15 protein-coding genes are annotated in these 15,353 nt (G+C 72.3%); 6 read left to right on the top strand and 9 right to left on the bottom strand.

Going from position 1 to position 15,353, the window contains the following annotated elements; genetic code table 11:
* Positions 1-49 precede the first annotated feature (49 nt).
* Entirely contained in the window at positions 50-649 is a 600-nt protein-coding gene (locus ACZ3IL_RS03775) for a 2'-5' RNA ligase family protein (RefSeq protein WP_467386219.1), read from the top strand.
* A gap of 208 nt (positions 650-857) precedes the next feature.
* Here ACZ3IL_RS03775 and ACZ3IL_RS03770 read toward each other — a convergent pair whose 3' ends face one another.
* Positions 858-1,613 (bottom strand): SDR family NAD(P)-dependent oxidoreductase, encoded by a 756-nt coding sequence (locus ACZ3IL_RS03770; RefSeq protein WP_467386217.1) that lies wholly within the window; start codon positions 1,611-1,613, stop codon positions 858-860.
* Between the two features lie 309 nt (positions 1,614-1,922).
* Between ACZ3IL_RS03770 and ACZ3IL_RS03765 the strand changes: the two genes are divergently transcribed.
* Positions 1,923-3,005 carry a YihY/virulence factor BrkB family protein gene (locus ACZ3IL_RS03765; RefSeq protein WP_467386215.1) on the top strand — a complete coding sequence of 361 codons (1,083 nt, stop codon included), beginning with the start codon at positions 1,923-1,925 and terminating at the stop codon, positions 3,003-3,005.
* A gap of 20 nt (positions 3,006-3,025) precedes the next feature.
* Here the strand turns inward: ACZ3IL_RS03765 and ACZ3IL_RS03760 are convergent, their stop codons facing one another.
* Positions 3,026-4,354, bottom strand: a complete 1,329-nt coding sequence (locus ACZ3IL_RS03760) for a D-alanyl-D-alanine carboxypeptidase family protein (RefSeq protein WP_467386213.1) — start codon at positions 4,352-4,354, stop codon at positions 3,026-3,028.
* Between the two features lie 109 nt (positions 4,355-4,463).
* Between ACZ3IL_RS03760 and ACZ3IL_RS03755 the strand changes: the two genes are divergently transcribed.
* The 3 genes from ACZ3IL_RS03755 to ACZ3IL_RS03745 all read left to right on the top strand — a co-directional run bounded on the left by ACZ3IL_RS03755 (position 4,464) and on the right by ACZ3IL_RS03745 (position 7,937).
* Positions 4,464-4,709, top strand: coding sequence for an SCO4848 family membrane protein (locus ACZ3IL_RS03755; RefSeq protein ID WP_467386211.1), 246 nt, complete (start codon positions 4,464-4,466; stop codon positions 4,707-4,709).
* Between the two features lie 31 nt (positions 4,710-4,740).
* Positions 4,741-6,186 carry a metallophosphoesterase gene (locus tag ACZ3IL_RS03750; protein ID WP_467386210.1) on the top strand — a complete coding sequence of 482 codons (1,446 nt, stop codon included), beginning with the start codon at positions 4,741-4,743 and terminating at the stop codon, positions 6,184-6,186.
* Between the two features lie 197 nt (positions 6,187-6,383).
* Positions 6,384-7,937, top strand: a complete 1,554-nt coding sequence (locus ACZ3IL_RS03745) for an ABC transporter substrate-binding protein (RefSeq protein ID WP_467386208.1) — start codon at positions 6,384-6,386, stop codon at positions 7,935-7,937.
* A gap of 90 nt (positions 7,938-8,027) precedes the next feature.
* On the opposite strand, the gene ACZ3IL_RS03740 is transcribed toward ACZ3IL_RS03745, so the two are convergent.
* Both ACZ3IL_RS03740 and ACZ3IL_RS03735 read right to left on the bottom strand, forming a co-directional pair.
* Positions 8,028-8,762 (bottom strand): TetR family transcriptional regulator, encoded by a 735-nt coding sequence (locus tag ACZ3IL_RS03740; protein ID WP_467386207.1) that lies wholly within the window; start codon positions 8,760-8,762, stop codon positions 8,028-8,030.
* 510 nt (positions 8,763-9,272) lie between these two features.
* Positions 9,273-10,487 (bottom strand): MFS transporter, encoded by a 1,215-nt coding sequence (locus ACZ3IL_RS03735; protein WP_467386206.1) that lies wholly within the window; start codon positions 10,485-10,487, stop codon positions 9,273-9,275.
* 102 nt (positions 10,488-10,589) lie between these two features.
* Here ACZ3IL_RS03735 and ACZ3IL_RS03730 point away from each other — a divergent pair, with 102 nt between their 5' ends.
* Complete coding sequence (locus ACZ3IL_RS03730; protein ID WP_467386204.1) at positions 10,590-11,165, top strand: MarR family winged helix-turn-helix transcriptional regulator; 576 nt, start codon at positions 10,590-10,592, stop codon at positions 11,163-11,165.
* A 49-nt stretch (positions 11,166-11,214) separates the two neighbouring features.
* Here ACZ3IL_RS03730 and ACZ3IL_RS03725 read toward each other — a convergent pair whose 3' ends face one another.
* The 5 genes from ACZ3IL_RS03725 to sdhC all read right to left on the bottom strand — a co-directional run bounded on the left by ACZ3IL_RS03725 (position 11,215) and on the right by sdhC (position 15,263).
* On the bottom strand, positions 11,215-11,766 hold the full coding sequence (locus ACZ3IL_RS03725) for a hypothetical protein (protein WP_467386202.1): 552 nt from the start codon (positions 11,764-11,766) through the stop codon (positions 11,215-11,217).
* A 93-nt stretch (positions 11,767-11,859) separates the two neighbouring features.
* Positions 11,860-12,618 carry a succinate dehydrogenase iron-sulfur subunit gene (locus ACZ3IL_RS03720; protein WP_062752578.1) on the bottom strand — a complete coding sequence of 253 codons (759 nt, stop codon included), beginning with the start codon at positions 12,616-12,618 and terminating at the stop codon, positions 11,860-11,862.
* Positions 12,618-14,372: a succinate dehydrogenase flavoprotein subunit gene (gene sdhA, locus ACZ3IL_RS03715; protein ID WP_467386199.1), complete on the bottom strand. Its 1,755-nt coding sequence runs from the start codon at positions 14,370-14,372 to the stop codon at positions 12,618-12,620. The genes ACZ3IL_RS03720 and sdhA overlap by 1 nt, the downstream gene beginning before the upstream one ends.
* Before the next feature lie 25 nt (positions 14,373-14,397).
* Entirely contained in the window at positions 14,398-14,874 is a 477-nt protein-coding gene (locus tag ACZ3IL_RS03710) for a succinate dehydrogenase hydrophobic membrane anchor subunit (protein WP_467386197.1), read from the bottom strand.
* 8 nt (positions 14,875-14,882) lie between these two features.
* Positions 14,883-15,263: a succinate dehydrogenase, cytochrome b556 subunit gene (sdhC, locus tag ACZ3IL_RS03705; RefSeq protein WP_015035721.1), complete on the bottom strand. Its 381-nt coding sequence runs from the start codon at positions 15,261-15,263 to the stop codon at positions 14,883-14,885.
* Between the last annotated feature and the right edge of the window lie 90 nt (positions 15,264-15,353).

Raw genomic sequence — 15,353 nt, 5'->3', positions numbered from 1 at the left:
CCACCGCACACGAGTCGCACCAAGGCGACGGACGACGGAGGAGAACGACGTGGGGACCGTAACGCTCGGCGTTTCGATCGCGGTCCCGGAGCCCTACGGCAGCCTGCTCCAGGAGCGGCGCGCCGGCTTCGGGGACCGGGCCGCGCACGGCATCCCCACCCACGTCACCCTCGTCCCGCCGACCGGGGTCCCGGGGGAGCGGCTGCCGGAGATCGAGGCGCACCTCGCGCGCGTGGCCGCCGGCTACCAGCCCTTCCCGGTCCGCCTGAAGGGCACCGGGACCTTCCGGCCGCTCTCGCCGGTGGTCTTCGTGAAGCTGGAGGAGGGCGCCGCCCCCTGCGACCGGCTCCAGCGGCGGATCAGGGACGAGTCGGGGCCGCTCGTGCGCGAGCTCCAGTTCCCGTACCACCCGCACGTCACCGTGGCGCACGGCATCTCCGAGGAGGGGATGGACCGGGCGTTCGAGGAGCTGGCCGGGTACGAGGCGGCCTGGACCTGCCGCTCCTTCGCGCTGTACGAACAGGGCGCGGACGGCGTGTGGCGGAAGCTGTACGACTACGAGTTCGGCAGCGGCCACTCCATCCGGGCCGTCCCGGCGCAGGGCGGCAGCCCGGTGGACGCCCCGACGACGACCCCGGCGGGCGGCTGAGCGGTCCCCGCGCCCCGGGGCCGGATCGCGCGCCCCGTACGGGCCGGGCCTGCGCCCCCGAGGGACTCCGCCCGGCTCCGTAGGGGAACCCACTCCCGTACGGGAAGCCACCCCCGTAGGGAATGCCCCTCCCGTAGGGGAAGCCGTCCCCGTACGGGATGCCGCCCCCCCGTAGAGGGAAGCCGTCCCCGCCCCGGCAGTCGTCCCCTCACACCGGCAGCCGCCGGAACAGCGGCCTCGGCACGTGCCGGACCGCCGCCATCACCGGCCGCAGCACGCCCGGCACCCACACCGTCTCCGAGCGCCGCCGCAGCCCCAGCTCGATCGCGGTCGCGACCTCCTCCGGGGTGCTCGCGAACGGCACCTCCGGGCGCCCCTCCGCCGGCCCCGGCCGCACGGGCCCGGGCCGCACCACCATCACGTGCACACCGGTGCCGTGCAGCGCGTCCCCGAGGCCCTGGGCGAAGGCGTCGAGCCCCGCCTTCGAGGAGCCGTAGATGAAGTCGGCGCGGCGGGCCCGCTCGGCCGCCACCGAGGAGAGCACCACGAGCGAGCCGTGCCCCTGCGCCTGGAGCGCGCCCGCGCACACCAGGCCGGCCGAGACGGCGCCGGTGTAGTTGGTTCCGGCGACCCGGGCGGCGGCGACCGGGTCGGTCTCGTCGCGGGCCTGGTCGCCCGGGACGCCGAAGGCGAGGAGCACCATGTCGACGGGGCCCTCGGCGAAGACCGCGCCGAGCCGTTCCCCGTGCGACGCGGGGTCGAGCGCGTCGAAGGGGACCGTGCGCACCTCGGCGCCGAGCGCCCGCAGCGAGTCGGCGGCGGCCGTGAGCGCGGGGGAGGGACGGCCGGCCAGCCGGACCGTACGGGTGCGCCGGGCGATCAGCCGGCGGGCGGTGGCGAGCCCGATCCCGGAGGTGCCGCCGAGGACGAGCAGGGACTGCGGCGCGCGGAAGACGTCCTTCACGGTGAACTCCTCCTGGGGACCGGGACGGCGGGAAGGGCCCGGACGGAGCGGCCCCGGCAGGCGACCGCGACGCGATCGCCGGCCCGGACGCGGGTCCCGACAGCCATGAAGGCGACCGTATATCCGCTTGTGCGGCTTATGCCGGTATTGCCCGGCGGTTCGGCGAAACGGGTGATGAACCGATCGGACGACCGTCGGGAAATAATCACCGCACCCCCGCCATGTCGGTCGCGCATACACGGACCGGGGCGGGGGATTCTCGTACTGCGGTCGACCCGCGGCGCACGGAGCGAGGGGAACACGCACGACATGGACTGGCTGACCAAGCTCCCCGTCATCGGCCCCTGGCTCGCCCGCCTCACGCGCACCCACGCCTGGCGCTCCTACGAGACCCTCGACCGGGCCCACTGGACCCGGCTCGCGGCCGCCCTCACCTTCCTCTCCTTCCTCGCCCTCTTCCCGCTCATCACCGTCGGCGCCGCGGTCGGCGCCGCGCTCCTGAGCGACCGGCAGCTCGACCGGATCGAGGAGAAGCTCGGCGAGCAGGTGCCCGGCATCTCCGACCAGCTCGACATCGGCGGACTGGTCGCCAACGCCGGCACCGTCGGGATCGTCGCCGGCGCCGTCCTCCTCTTCACCGGCATCAGCTGGATCGGCTCCATGCGGGAGTGCCTGCGCGCGGTGTGGGGCCTCGACGACATCGAGGGCAACCCGATCCTGCTCAAGGGCAAGGACGCCGTCGTCCTCGTCGGCCTGGGCGGCGTCGCCCTCGGTTCGCTCGCCGCCTCCTGGCTCGGCTCCACCGCGGTCGGCTGGAGCGCCGAACGGCTCGGCATCTCCGACGGCGGGGCGGGCGGCGTCCTCCTCCAGGTCGCCGCCCTCCTCGTCGCCGTCGTCGCCGACGTCCTGATCCTGCTGTACGTCCTGACGCTGCTGCCCGGCGTGGAACCGCCCCGCAAGGCCCTCGTGGTGGCCGCGCTCATGGGGGCGGTCGGCTTCGAACTGCTCAAACTGCTGCTCGGCGGCTACATGAAGGGGGTCGCGGCGAAGTCGATGTACGGGGCGTTCGGCGTCCCGGTGGCCCTGATGGTGTGGATCAACCTGACCGCCAAGCTGCTGCTGTTCTGCGCCGCCTGGACGGCCACGGGGACGCCCCGGAAGGACGCGGACCCCGACCACCCGGACCGGGACGCCCCGGACGCCCAGGACGGCGGCGGGAGCGCCGCGCCCGCCGAGCCCCCGGCCCCGGAGGGGGCCCCGCGCCCGCCGGCGCCCCCGGGCCGGCCGGACGGCTCCCGCCCGGCGCGGACGGCGGCCCGGGGGTTCTCCGGCGGCGCCCTCCTCGCGACCCTCCTGGGCCGTTCGGGGACCTCCGGCCCCCTGGGGTTCTGACCGGGCCCGGAGGCCCCGGCCTACGGGGTCTTCCGGCCGCCCGGGGCGTCCCCGTCCGCCGGGTTCCCGTCCATCGGGCCCCCGGCCGCTTCCGGGCCGTCCCCGGCGCGGCGGCGCAGCACCCCCGACGCGGCCGACGGCCAGCGCCGGTTGACCAGGAAGACGCCGCCCGCGAGCAGGACGAGGGCCCCGCCCGTCACGGCCAGCGCGACCCCGATCCCGCCGGACCCGCCGGCGACGGTCGCGTGGGCGGGCCGCGCCGCGGTGCCCTTGCCGGAAGCCGGTTCCGGCGCGCCGGAGGGACCGGTCGTCGCCGTGCGGACCGAACGCGGCGGCACCAGCTCGCCCACCGGCTCCACCTTCCCGATCGCCGCGAAGCCCCAGTCGAACAGCCGGGCGGTCTCCCGGTAGACGGCGTGCTGCTCCTTCGAGGACGGGTTCATCACGGTGACCAGCAGGACCTTGCCGTTCCGCTCCGCGACCCCGGTGAAGGTGGCGCCCGCGTGCGTGGTGTTGCCGTTCTTCACCCCGGCCACCCCCTGGTACGGGGGGACGCCGAAGTCGCCCGTGAGCAGCCGGTTGGTGTTCTGGATCTCGAAGGTCTCGCGCTTCTTCTCGCCCGGCTTCTGTATGCCGGGGAAGGCGGCGCGGGGCGTGGCGGCGTACTCGCGGAAGTCCGCCTTCGTCATGCCGTTGCGGGCGATGAGCGTGAGGTCGTAGGCGGAGGAGACCTGGCCCGGGGCGTCGTAGCCGTCCGGGGTGACCACGTGCGTGTCGAGCGCCTGGAGCTCGACCGCGTGGTCGTTCATCTCCTTCACCGTCTGGGCGAGGCCCTTGTTCATGTTCGTCAGGACGTGCACGGCGTCGTTGCCGGAACGGAGGAAGACGCCGAGCCACAGGTCGTGGACGCTGTACGTCTGCTTCTCCTTGACGCCGACCAGACTGGAGCCCGCCCCGAGTCCCGCCAGGTCCCGGTCGGTGACCAGGTGCTGCTCCTTCTTGTCGAACTTCGGCAGCAGGGTGTCGGCGAAGAGCATCTTGAGGGTGGACGCCGGGGCGAGCGGCCAGTGCGCGTTGTGCGCGGCCAGAACCTCCCCCTTCTCCGCGTCCGCGACGATCCAGGAGCGGGCCGACAGCTCCTTCGGGAGCACGGGGACGCCGGGGGCGAGCCGCACCTGCGTACCCGGCAGGCCGAGCAGGGCACCGCCGACCCTGGACATGGAGGCGGGGGGCCTGGGCTGCTTGTCCTGGGAGTCCTTCCCGTCGGCGTGGGCCGCGGGCGCGGCGAGGACGAGCGGGAGGAACACGGCGGCGGCGACCGCCCGGGCGGTCATCTTCGAAGCGGACACCCTCGTGAAATTACAGGTACGGAACAGATATCCGAACCCGGGTAGCCCGTTCGATCCGCTCCGGCCACCCGGACGCGGGTTCCGTGGGACCCGCGGCGATACTGGGGGTATGAAGCTCAGCCGTCGCGTCTCCTGGTTCCTGCTCGCGTTCGGGGTGTGGAGCTGGCTCATTTGGGTCACCTTCGTCAAAAACCTGTGGAAGGACGGGAGCGGTCTCGCCTTCGACGACGCGGGCGATCCGACGGCCTACTTCTGGGTTCATCTGCTGCTCGCCGTCACGTCCTTTGTTCTGGGGACGGTCATCGGTGTCCTCGGGTTGCGCGGAGTGCGCGCCGCCCGTCGCGCGGACGTCTAGAAGAGACGTCTGGAAGAAGGGGTTCCGGGACGTGGTCGTCCTCCTGCTGGTCGTGGTCCTCGCGCTGCTCGGCGCCGTCCACCGGTACGTGTGGCAGCGCCTGGTGCGCGACGTGACGGCCCCCGGCGGCCTGCCGCGCCGGCTGGGCACGGCCGCCTTGGTGGTCCTGCCGCTGTGCTCGCTCGCGGCCCTGGTCTCCTCCCGGGCGGGCGTGCCCTTCCGGCTTCAGCAGGTCCTCGCCTGGCCGGGCTTCCTGTGGCTCGCCGTGCTGCTGTACCTGGTCCTGGCCCTGGTGGCGGGCGAGGCCGTCCGCCCCGTCCTGCGCGCCTGGCTCGCCCGCCGCGCGCCCGCGCCCGCTCCGGCGGCCCCCGCCCCGGCTTCCGCGCCGGTGCCGGTGTCGGCGGGGACGGGGACGGAGATCCCCACCGGACCCGTCGCGGAAGCTCCCGCCCCCGCCGAGGTCCCCGCCGGCTCCGCCGCCGAAGCTCCCGCCGGACCCGCCCCCGCCGGCTCCGCCGCCGAAGCCCCCGCCGAGGTCCCCGCCGGCTCCGCCGCCGAAGCTCCCGCCGGACCCGCCCCCGCCGGCTCCGCCGCCGAAGCCCCCACCGGCCCCCTCGCCACCGAAGCTTCCCCCGGGGCCTCCTCCGACGTCTCCCGCCGTCTCTTCGTCTCCCGTGCCGTCGGCGGCGCCGCAGCCGCCGTCGCCCTCGGGACCGTGGGGTACGGCACGTACGGCGTCCTGCGCGGGCCCCGGGTCAAGCGGGTCACCGTGCCGCTCGCCAAGGTGCCGCGCGCCGCGCACGGTTACCGGATCGCGGTCGTCTCCGACATCCACCTGGGGCCGATCCTGGGCCGCGCCCACACCCGGCGCGTCGTGGACGCGATCAACGCCACCCAGCCCGACCTGATCGCGGTCGTCGGCGACCTGGTGGACGGCAGCGTGGCGGACCTCGGCTCCGCCGCCGAGCCGCTCGCCCGGCTCCGCGCCCGTCACGGTTCCTTCTTCGTGACCGGCAACCACGAGTACTTCTCGGGCGCCGACGCCTGGGTCGACCACGTCCGCGAACTCGGCCTGCGCCCGCTGCGCAACGAGCGCGTGGAGATCGCGGCCGGCTTCGACCTCGCGGGCGTGGACGACGTGGCGGGGGAGCGCGAGGGCGGGGGGCCGGACTTCGGGCGCGCCCTCGGCGACCGCGACCGGGCCCGCGCGGCCGTCCTCCTCGCCCACCAGCCGGTCGTCATCCACGACGCGGTGCGCCACGGCGTGGACCTCCAGCTCTCCGGCCACACCCACGGCGGGCAGCTCTGGCCCGGCGGCCTCCTCGCCGGGCTCGCCAACCCGACCGTCGCCGGCCTCGAACGGTACGGCGACACCCAGTTGTACGTGTCGCGGGGCGCGGGCGCCTGGGGTCCTCCGGTCCGGGTCGGCGCGCCCTCCGACATCACCCTCGTCGAAATCGCCTCGAAACAGGCCTGATCCGGCACCGTGACTCACCGCACCGAGAGCGATACGTGCTGCTCATCGACTTAAAGTCTCATATCCCGGACATATACCTGTGATATGAAATTTTTCTCTTCCGCTTGCGAAAACGGTGTGATGGGATGACGCCATCGCGACGGTTTTCGGGGGATGTCGTCGCAACTGGGGTGGTACCAAAAAAAGGAAGCACGGCAATGCGGTCGACGGTCCGTCTGCGGATCCTCATCACTTGTGGAGTACTGGTGGCGGCCGGAGTGGGGGGCTGGCAACTCCTGCCCTCCAGCGGCGTCAAGGAAGATCCGATCACCGTCGGCACGACCGACGCGGTCACTTCACTCGACCCGGCCGGCGCGTACGACGCCGGTTCCTGGGCCATGTACAGCAACGTCTACCAGTCGTTGCTGACGTTCAAGCCGGGCTTCACCACGCCGGTTCCGGACGCCGCCGAGAGCTGCAGGTTCGTGGGCACCACGCTCACCACGTACGAATGCACGCTCCGCGACGACCTGACCTTCGCCGGCGGGCGCAAGATGACCGCCGAGGACGTCAAGTACTCGTTCGACCGGATGATGCGGATCAAGACGGACGTCGGTCCGCAGCCGCTCTTCCCGATGCTGAAGAGCGTCGACGCGCGGGGCGACACCGTCACCTTCCACCTCAGCGGCAAGGACGTCACCTTCCCGCTGAAGCTGGCCACCGGCGCCGGCTCGATCGTGGACCGCGAGCAGTACCCGGACAAGAAGCTGCGCGAGGGCGGCACGGTCGAGGGGTCGGGACCGTACCTCCTCAAGGAGTACAAGCCGGGCGAGTCCGCGCTCCTGGTGCCCAATCCGAGGTACCGGGGCGCCGTCACCAAGACCGGCCGGCCGATCCTCGTGAAGTACTACGCCAAGTCCGAGGACCTCGCCAACGCCTGGAAGGCGAAGGAGGTCGCGGTGACGCACCGCGAACTCCCGCCGGCCTTCCTCTCCACCCTGGAGAGCACGGACAGCGTCCGGGTCACCGAGGCGGAGAGCGCCGAGATCCGCAACATCAACTTCAACGTCCGGCCCGGCTCGCCCGCGGCGGACAAGGCCGTCCGGCAGGCCGTCGCGGCGGTCATCGACCGTCCGGCGATCACCACCGGGGCCTACAAGGGCACGGTCGAGCCGCTCTACTCCCTCATCCCGCAGGGCTTCGTCGGCCACAGCACCGCGTTCTACGACCTCTACCCGGAGCCGAGCGCGAAGAAGGCGAAGGAGATCCTGAAGGACGCCGGGATCAAGACGCCGGTGAAGCTCACCTTCGGCTTCCGCAAGGGCGACACCTACGCGACCGAGACCACCGAGATCAAGCGGCAGCTCGAGGAGACCGGCCTCTTCAGGATCGAGACCGTCGAGGTCAAGTGGGAGGACTTCCAGAAGCAGTACGCGAAGGGCGCCTTCGACGTCTACACCGTCGGCTGGCTCCCCGACTTCCCCGACTCCGACAGCTTCACCGCGCCGCTGGTCGGCAGTGACAACACCCTGCACAACGGGTACTCGAACAAGAAGATCGACACGCTGATCGCCTCGACGCAGCAGTTCAGCGACCGGGCCCGGGCGACCTCCGACTTCAGGACGATCCAGAGCGAGGTCGCGGCCGAGGTCCCGCTCGTGCCGCTGTGGCAGAAGAAGGACTACGTCCTCGCCACGGACGCGGTCGCCGGTTCCCAGTACCTGACGGACGGCACCGGCATCTGGCGCCTGTGGGAACTCAGCTGGATCTGAGGGGCGTCGCGGCCTTCCGCGGCACGCCGTGCACGGCGCGGGGGCGGGACCCGGAGGGAATCCGGGTCCCGCCCCCGTCCGTGTTCCCGGCTACTTCGCGGAGCTCCGGCCGGGCCTGCCCGAGGCCGCCATGCCGGCCGCCGTCGGCATGAAGTCGGCGAGGAGTTCGTGCGTCTCCTTGACCAGCGGGCGCAGGACGCGGAAGCGGGAGAGCGAGATCGCGCGGGCGGTGACCGGTGCCAGCCGCTCCACGAGCCGCCGGCTGTTGGCGGCCCCCTCCGAACGGTCGTACACCCAGAACAGCACCAGGCCCATCTGCTGGAGCCACAGCAACCGGGGCAGGGCGTCGGACAGTTCGGGGTCGATCTTCACCGAGGCGCCGGAGAGGACGCGCCGGTGCACCTCGATCGCCGCCTCGCGCGGGCCCTCCGACTCGGGCGAGAAGGGGCTGAGCGGGCTGTCCGGGTCGGCGGCGTTCTTGAAGAACTGCGCCGCGAACTCGTGGTACGGCTCGGCGGTGTCGAGCCAGCCCAGGTAGACCCCGCGGATACGGGCCGTCAGGTCCTTCTCGCCACCGGACAGGACGGGTTCGACGGCGGCCCGGTGCTCCTCGGCGAGCCGGTCGTAGAAGCCCTGGACCAGGTGCTCCTTGGACGAGAAGTAGTAGTAGGCGTTGCCGACGGAGACTCCGGCCTCCTGGGCGATGGCCCGCATCGTCGTCTTGTCGTAACCGCGCTCCTTGAACAGCCGGAGCGCGGTCTCGAGGATGAGCGTGCGGGTCTGCTCGCTCTTGGGGGCCTTCTTCTCTTCCTTCGCGTCCTTCACGGAGCCGAGCCTAACCGGGCGGGGCGGGCACGTCGCAGTGCCCGTCCCGGCAGCCGTCCCCTCCGGGCCCCTTGAGGGCCTCGCGCCACTTCGCGGCGGCCGGGACGGTCACCCGGGCGAAGGGCTGTCCGGCGGGGGTGGCCGGCCGGTGTGCCCGGGGCCGGTGTTCGGCCAGGGCCCAGAGGCAGACGATCCAGGCGGAGGCCGCCCGGCCGGCGCGAGGTCGAGCGGGACGAGCCGGCGCTGCCGCAGCAGCCAGTGCCGCAGGGGTGCGCGGAGCGGGCGGCCGGCGTCGTGGAGCACGGTCGGGTGCTTCACGGGCGTCCGTACGGGCGGGGCACGGGGGCCGGTGGCGCGGGGCCGGGAGTGCCGGGCGCCGGCACGGGGTCGTCACGGCGGGTCAGCCCTGGGGCGCGGGCGGACTGTGGGCCCCTTCTTGAACAAGTTCAACCCGTGGGTGCGGAAGACCGTCCGGCGGCCCCCGGGGCGCGCGACGCGCCCCGGGGGCCGTCAGGTGAACTTCCGCACGCCGGGCACGAACGCCGTCGCCAGGCAGCAGCCGCCCACCGCCACCGCGGCGGCGGCCAGCGGCACTCCGGGCCCCCAGGCGGAGGCGGCGAGCGGGGCCAGGGCGTAGCCGAGGGGCATCGCGGCCAGCGAGAGCAGCCAGTCGTACGAGGTGACGCGGGCCAGCGCGTGGGCGGGCACCGCGCGCTGGACGGCGGTCTCCCAGACGGGGGAGAGGAAGCCGAGCCCCGCCTGCGCGAGCCCGTACGCCGCGATCGTCACCGGCGCGGGCGCGGCGGCGGCCAGCAGGGCCAGCGGCAGCGCGTACGTGGCGAGTCCGAGGTTGGCCGCCAGGACCGGGCGCCGGGGGCGGACCCGGTCCGCGAGCAGCGCGCCGAGGAGGAAGCCGACGGCGCCGGTCTGGAGGAGGGCGACCCAGGTGGCCTCCCCGCCCGGCCGCCGCACGGCGATGGCGGGTCCCAGGGTCATCAGGACGGCGGCGGCGCCGTTCCAGGCGCTGTGGCCGATCAGGCTGGTCCAGTACCAGTCCCGGGAGCGGACCTCCCGCCACCCCTCCGCGAGGTCGGCGCGGAGCGAACGGCGGGGGGCCGGCACCCGCTTCACCCGTACGGCGGTCAGGAGCAGGGCGCCGGCGCCGAAGGTGGCCGCGTCCAGGACGAACACCCAGCCCGCGCCCGCGGTCAGCACCAGCGCGCCCGCGAGCGCCGGGCCCGCGAGGCGGGTGGCGCTCTGGGCGATCCCCATGGCGGCGTTGGCCCGGTGCAGCGCCTCCGCCGCCACCGTGCCCTTCACCAGGGGCGCCCCGGTCGGCACGGCGAAGGCCCCGGCGGCCCCGCCGAGGGCCTCCGCGACCGCGAGCACGGCCAGGCTCGGGGTGCCGCCGAGGAGCTGGACGCCGACGAGGAGCTGGGTGGCGCAGCGCACGAGGTCGGTGGTGAGCGCGACCGTCCGCGCGTCGAAGCGGTCGCCGACGACCCCGCCCACCGGCAGCAGGAGCAGCTTGGGGACCATGGCGCAGCCGAGGACCAGGGCGAGCGCCGAGGTGGAGCCGGTGGCCTCCAGGACGGCGAGGGCGAGGGCGGCGGGGACGGCGGCGTCGCCCAGGAGCGAGAGGGTCCGGCCGGTGAGGAGGAGCCGGAAGGGGCGGGTGCGCAGGGGGTGCGGGACGGGGGCCGTGACGGCGGGCGCGGCGGACATGGCCCGAAGAGTATTTCGGCACCGAATGATTCGTCAACGAAATATTCGACACCGAAATACTTGGGGGGAGTGGCGTCCCCCGCTCCGGCGTACGATCTGACCATGGACCCGACCGAAGCGGCCGGCCCCCCGGACGCGCCCCCCGCCCGCTCCGGGCAGAGCGACTGGACCGACGCGCACGTGGCCCGCTGGCAGCCCGTCCTCCCCGGCCTCGACCCCGTGGTCGAGGGCGCCGTCACCCGGATGAAGAAGCTCTCCGTCCACCTGCGCCGGGTCAGGGAGCAGTCGCTCGTCGACTTCGACCTGGAGCGCCACGAGTTCGACACGCTCCACAAACTGGCCGGCCGCGGCGGCAGCGCCGCCCCCTCCGAACTGGCGCAGGACCTCGACCTGGCCCCCGCCTCCGTCTCCGGGCGCCTCGACGCCCTGGAGAAGCGCGGTTTCGTCCGCCGCACCCAGTCGACCGCCGACCGGCGCCGGGTCGTCGTCGAACTCACCGGCCCCGGCCGCGAGACCTGGCTCGGCGCCATGGACGTCCTCGGTCACGAGGAGGAGCGGCTCCTCGGCGTCCTCGACCCCGCGGAACGCTCCCTGCTCAACGACATGCTGCGGCGGATCATGGTCGCGGCCGAGGCGGGGGAGACCCCGGCGGGGAACCCGGCCCTCCGGCACGGCTGACCCCCGCCGCCCGGCCCCCGGCGGCCCCGGTCGGTCCCGCCCCGGAGCGTCACACGCTCAGCGTGCGCGCGAAGTTGATCTGGCCCATCACCCAGTGGAAGGTGTCCGGGGTCGTCGCCGGGACCATCGTCACGTGGTGCCGTCCCCCGCTGGTCACCGTGATCTGGACGAAGCCCGTCGTCTGCTTCTCCTTCATCAGGAGGAACAGCAGGCCCACCAGGCACAGCAGCGCGAAGACGATCGCGAGCACGATGGCGACCGCCGGGATCTTCTCCTCGACCCGCGACATGTCCGTCGCGTTCCACACCGCGCCCTTCAGGGGCATCGTCCCGGCCGGCGTGATGATCCGGTCCCCCACGACGGCGATGTCGCCGAGCGCGAGCAGCGGCACGGCCCCGGGCACCCCCGGCGGGTACTGCGGGAACTGCGGCGGCACGGCCACGCCCCCGGGCAGCGTCGGCTGGTAGGCCGGCCCGGCCTGCGGGTGGCCGTACCCCGGGACCGCGTCCTGCGGGTAGCCGTACCCCGGAGCCCCGGACGGGCTCCCGTGCCCGGGCCCCCACGTGTACTCACCGTCCGCGTAAGGGTTCGGCTCGCTCATCAGTCCCCGCTCTCCACGACGTCACGTGCGAAAGGAAAAACCCGCTCCCGCACGCCGCAGCGTACAGAAGCGGGCCTCCCGCCGTGTCCGGGCTCAGAAACGACGCGTGATCAGCGCGCGCTTCACTTCCTGGATCGCCTTCGTGACCTCGATGCCACGCGGGCAGGCGTCCGTGCAGTTGAACGTCGTGCGGCAGCGCCACACGCCGTCCTTGTCGTTCAGGATCTCCAGGCGCTGCTCGCCCGCCTCGTCGCGCGAGTCGAAGATGAAGCGGTGCGCGTTGACGATCGCGGCCGGGCCGAAGTACTGGCCGTCGTTCCAGAAGACCGGGCAGGACGACGTGCACGCGGCGCACAGGATGCACTTGGTGGTGTCGTCGAAGCGCTCGCGGTCCTCGGCGGACTGCAGGCGCTCGCGGGTCGGCTCGTTCCCCTTGGTCACCAGGAACGGCATGACGTCCCGGTAGGCCTGGAAGAACGGCTCCATGTCCACGACCAGGTCCTTGAGGACCGTCAGGCCCTTGATGGCCTCGACCGTGATCGGCTTCTCGGGGTTGATGTCCTTGATCAGCGTCTTGCAGGCGAGCCTGTTCTTGCCGTTGATCCGCATCGCGTCCGAGCCGCAGATGCCGTGGGCGCACGAGCGGCGGAAGGTCAGCGTGCCGTCGACGTCCCACTTGATCTTGTGGAGGGCGTCGAGCACGCGCTCCTTGGGATCGATCTCGATCTGGAAGTCCTCCCAGACCGCCGCGTCCGAGATCTCGGGGTTGAAGCGGCGGATCCGCATCGTGACCGTGATGTACGGCGAGGCGGCGGAGTCCTTCTCCACCTTGTCCAGTACGGGGGTAGCCATCAGTACTTACGCTCCATCGGCTGGTAGCGGGTCTGGACGACCGGCTTGTAGTCGAGACGCACGGTCTCGGAGCCGTCCTCGCCGACCTCGCGGTACGCCATCGTGTGGCGCATGAAGTTGACGTCGTCGCGGGTGGGGTAGTCCTCGCGGTAGTGACCGCCGCGGGACTCCTTGCGCGCCAGGGCCGAGACGGCCATGACCTCGGCCAGGTCGAGCAGGTTGCCCAGCTCGATGGCCTCCAGGAGGTCCGTGTTGAAGCGCTTGCCCTTGTCCTGGACGGACACGTTCTGGTAGCGCTCGCGCAGCTCGGCGATCTTCTCGACGGCCGTCTTGATGGTCTGCTCCGTACGGAAGACCATCACGTTGGCGTCCATCGTCTCCTGGAGCTCGCGGCGCAGGTCGGCGACCCGCTCGTTGCCCGTGGAGTTGCGGAGCTTCTCGATCTGCCCGACGACGAAGGCCTCGGGGTTCTCCGGGAGCTCGACGAAGTCGGTCGTGGCGGAGTACTCGGCCGCGGCGATGCCGGACCGCTTGCCGAAGACGTTGATGTCGAGCAGCGAGTTGGTGCCGAGGCGGTTGGCGCCGTGGACCGACACGCAGGCGACCTCGCCGGCCGCGTACAGGCCCGGGACGACGGTGGTGTTGTCCGACAGGACCTCGCCCTGGACGTTGGTCGGGATGCCGCCCATGGCGTAGTGCGCGGTGGGCTGGATCGGGATCGGGTCCGTGTACGGCTCGATGCCGAGGTACGTACGGGCGAACTCGGTGATGTCCGGCAGCTTGGCGTCGAGCTGCTCCGGCGGGAGGTGCGTCAGGTCCAGGTAGACGTGGTCGCCCTCGGGACCGCAGCCGCGGCCCTCGCGGATCTCCGTGTAGATGGAGCGGGAGACGACGTCACGGGACGCGAGGTCCTTCATGACCGGCGCGTACTTCTCCATGAAGCGCTCGCCGTCCTTGTTGCGCAGGATGCCGCCCTCGCCGCGGGCGCCCTCCGTGAGCAGGATGCCCATGCGCCAGATGCCCGTCGGGTGGAACTGGAAGAACTCCATGTCCTCCAGCGGGATGCCCCGGCGGTAGCAGGCGGCCTGGCCGTCACCGGTCAGGGTGTGCGCGTTGGAGGTCACCTTGAAGAACTTGCCGGTGCCGCCGGACGCGTAGATCACGGCCTTGGCCTGGAAGACGTGGATCTCGCCGGTGGCCAGCTCGTAGGCGACGACGCCCGCGGAGTGCTTGACCCCGTCGACCTCGGTGATCAGCTGGTCCAGGACGTAGAACTCGTTGAAGAACTCCACGCCCTCCTTGACGCAGTTCTGGTACAGCGTCTGGAGGATCATGTGGCCGGTGCGGTCCGCGGCGTAGCAGGACCGGCGGACCGGGGCCTCGCCGTGGTTGCGGGAGTGGCCGCCGAAGCGGCGCTGGTCGATGGTGCCGTCCGGGGTCCGGTTGAACGGCAGGCCCATCTTCTCCAGGTCGAGGACGGCGTCGATGGCCTCCTTCGCCAGGATCTCGGCGGCGTCCTGGTCGACCAGGTAGTCACCGCCCTTGACCGTGTCGAAGGTGTGCCACTCCCAGTTGTCCTCCTCCACGTTGGCCAGCGCGGCGGCCATGCCGCCCTGCGCGGCGCCCGTGTGGGAGCGGGTGGGGTAGAGCTTCGTGAGCACGGCGGTGCGGCTGCGCTTCGTCGCCTCGATGGCGGCGCGCATGCCGGCGCCGCCGGCGCCGACGATGACGGTGTCGTACTTGTGGATCTTCATGACGTGGATTACCTCAGCCCCGTGCCTAGCGGATGTTCGGGTCGAAGGTGAAGATCACCAGCGTGCCCAGAAGGATGGTGAACACCGTGGCGGTGTACAGCAGGCCCTTGAGCCACAGGCGCGTGTTGGCCCGCTCCGCGTAGTCGTTGATGACCGTGCGGAGGCCGTTGGCGCCGTGCAGCATGGCGAGCCAGAGCATCAGCAGGTCCCAGACCTGCCAGAACGGGGACGCCCAGCGGCCGGCCACGAAGGCGAAGCCGATCTTGGAGACGCCGCCGTCCAGGAAGAGCTGGATCAGCAGGTGGCCGAGGACCAGGACGACGAGGACCACGCCGGAGAGGCGCATGAAGAGCCACGCGGCCATCTCGAAGTTGCCGCGGGTCGCGCGCGGGGTCCTGCCCGTGCGCTTGCGGGGGGCCTCGATGTACGGAGCGGGGTTGTCCACGTCGTAGGGGGCGCCGCCTTCGACGGGCCCGATCGCGGAGGTGGTGTCAGTCGACATGTCTGGCGTCAGCTCCCGAACAGTTCACGTGCGGCGTGCCCGAGCACGGGGTACAGCGAGCCCGCCATCAGGACGACCCAGATGCCCACGACGGTCCAGAGCATCTGCTTCTGGTAGCGCGGGCCCTTGGACCAGAAGTCCACGGCGATGACCCGGAGGCCGTTCAGCGCGTGGAAGAGGATGGCGGCGACGAGGCCGTACTCCAGCAGAGCGACGATCGGCGTCTTGTAGGTCGCGACGACCTCGTCGTACGCCTCGGGGGAGACACGGACGAGAGCGGTGTCAAGGACGTGTACGAACAGGAAGAAGAAGATGAGGACGCCGGTGACTCGGTGAGCCACCCAGGACCACATTCCTTCCCGGCCGCGGTACAGCGTTCCAGCCGGCACGGAAAAACCCTCCGGGAGCGGGGATCAGGGTCGGCCGGCTTCTCTGTCGGTCTGACCCGGCCGGGTACGGTCCACCGGCCCCGGTCATCG

The organism is Streptomyces sp. NPDC014907, from assembly GCF_055562975.1.
The sequence above is the reverse complement of the archived record's forward strand: the minus strand, read 5'-3'. Positions and strand labels throughout refer to the sequence as shown.

Bases quoted from the DNA above. Each gene is read 5' to 3' on its own strand.
- ACZ3IL_RS03765 (WP_467386215.1), top strand. From the start codon at position 1,923: ATGGACTGGCTGACCAAGCTCCCCGTCATCGGCCCCTGGCTCGCCCGC.
- ACZ3IL_RS03755 (WP_467386211.1), top strand. From the start codon at position 4,464: ATGAAGCTCAGCCGTCGCGTCTCCTGGTTCCTGCTCGCGTTCGGGGTG.
- ACZ3IL_RS03745 (WP_467386208.1), top strand. From the start codon at position 6,384: ATGCGGTCGACGGTCCGTCTGCGGATCCTCATCACTTGTGGAGTACTG.
- ACZ3IL_RS03735 (WP_467386206.1), bottom strand. From the start codon at position 10,487: ATGTCCGCCGCGCCCGCCGTCACGGCCCCCGTCCCGCACCCCCTGCGC.
- ACZ3IL_RS03730 (WP_467386204.1), top strand. From the start codon at position 10,590: ATGGACCCGACCGAAGCGGCCGGCCCCCCGGACGCGCCCCCCGCCCGC.
- ACZ3IL_RS03725 (WP_467386202.1), bottom strand. From the start codon at position 11,766: ATGAGCGAGCCGAACCCTTACGCGGACGGTGAGTACACGTGGGGGCCC.
- ACZ3IL_RS03720 (WP_062752578.1), bottom strand. From the start codon at position 12,618: ATGGCTACCCCCGTACTGGACAAGGTGGAGAAGGACTCCGCCGCCTCG.
- sdhA (WP_467386199.1), bottom strand. From the start codon at position 14,372: ATGAAGATCCACAAGTACGACACCGTCATCGTCGGCGCCGGCGGCGCC.
- ACZ3IL_RS03710 (WP_467386197.1), bottom strand. From the start codon at position 14,874: ATGTCGACTGACACCACCTCCGCGATCGGGCCCGTCGAAGGCGGCGCC.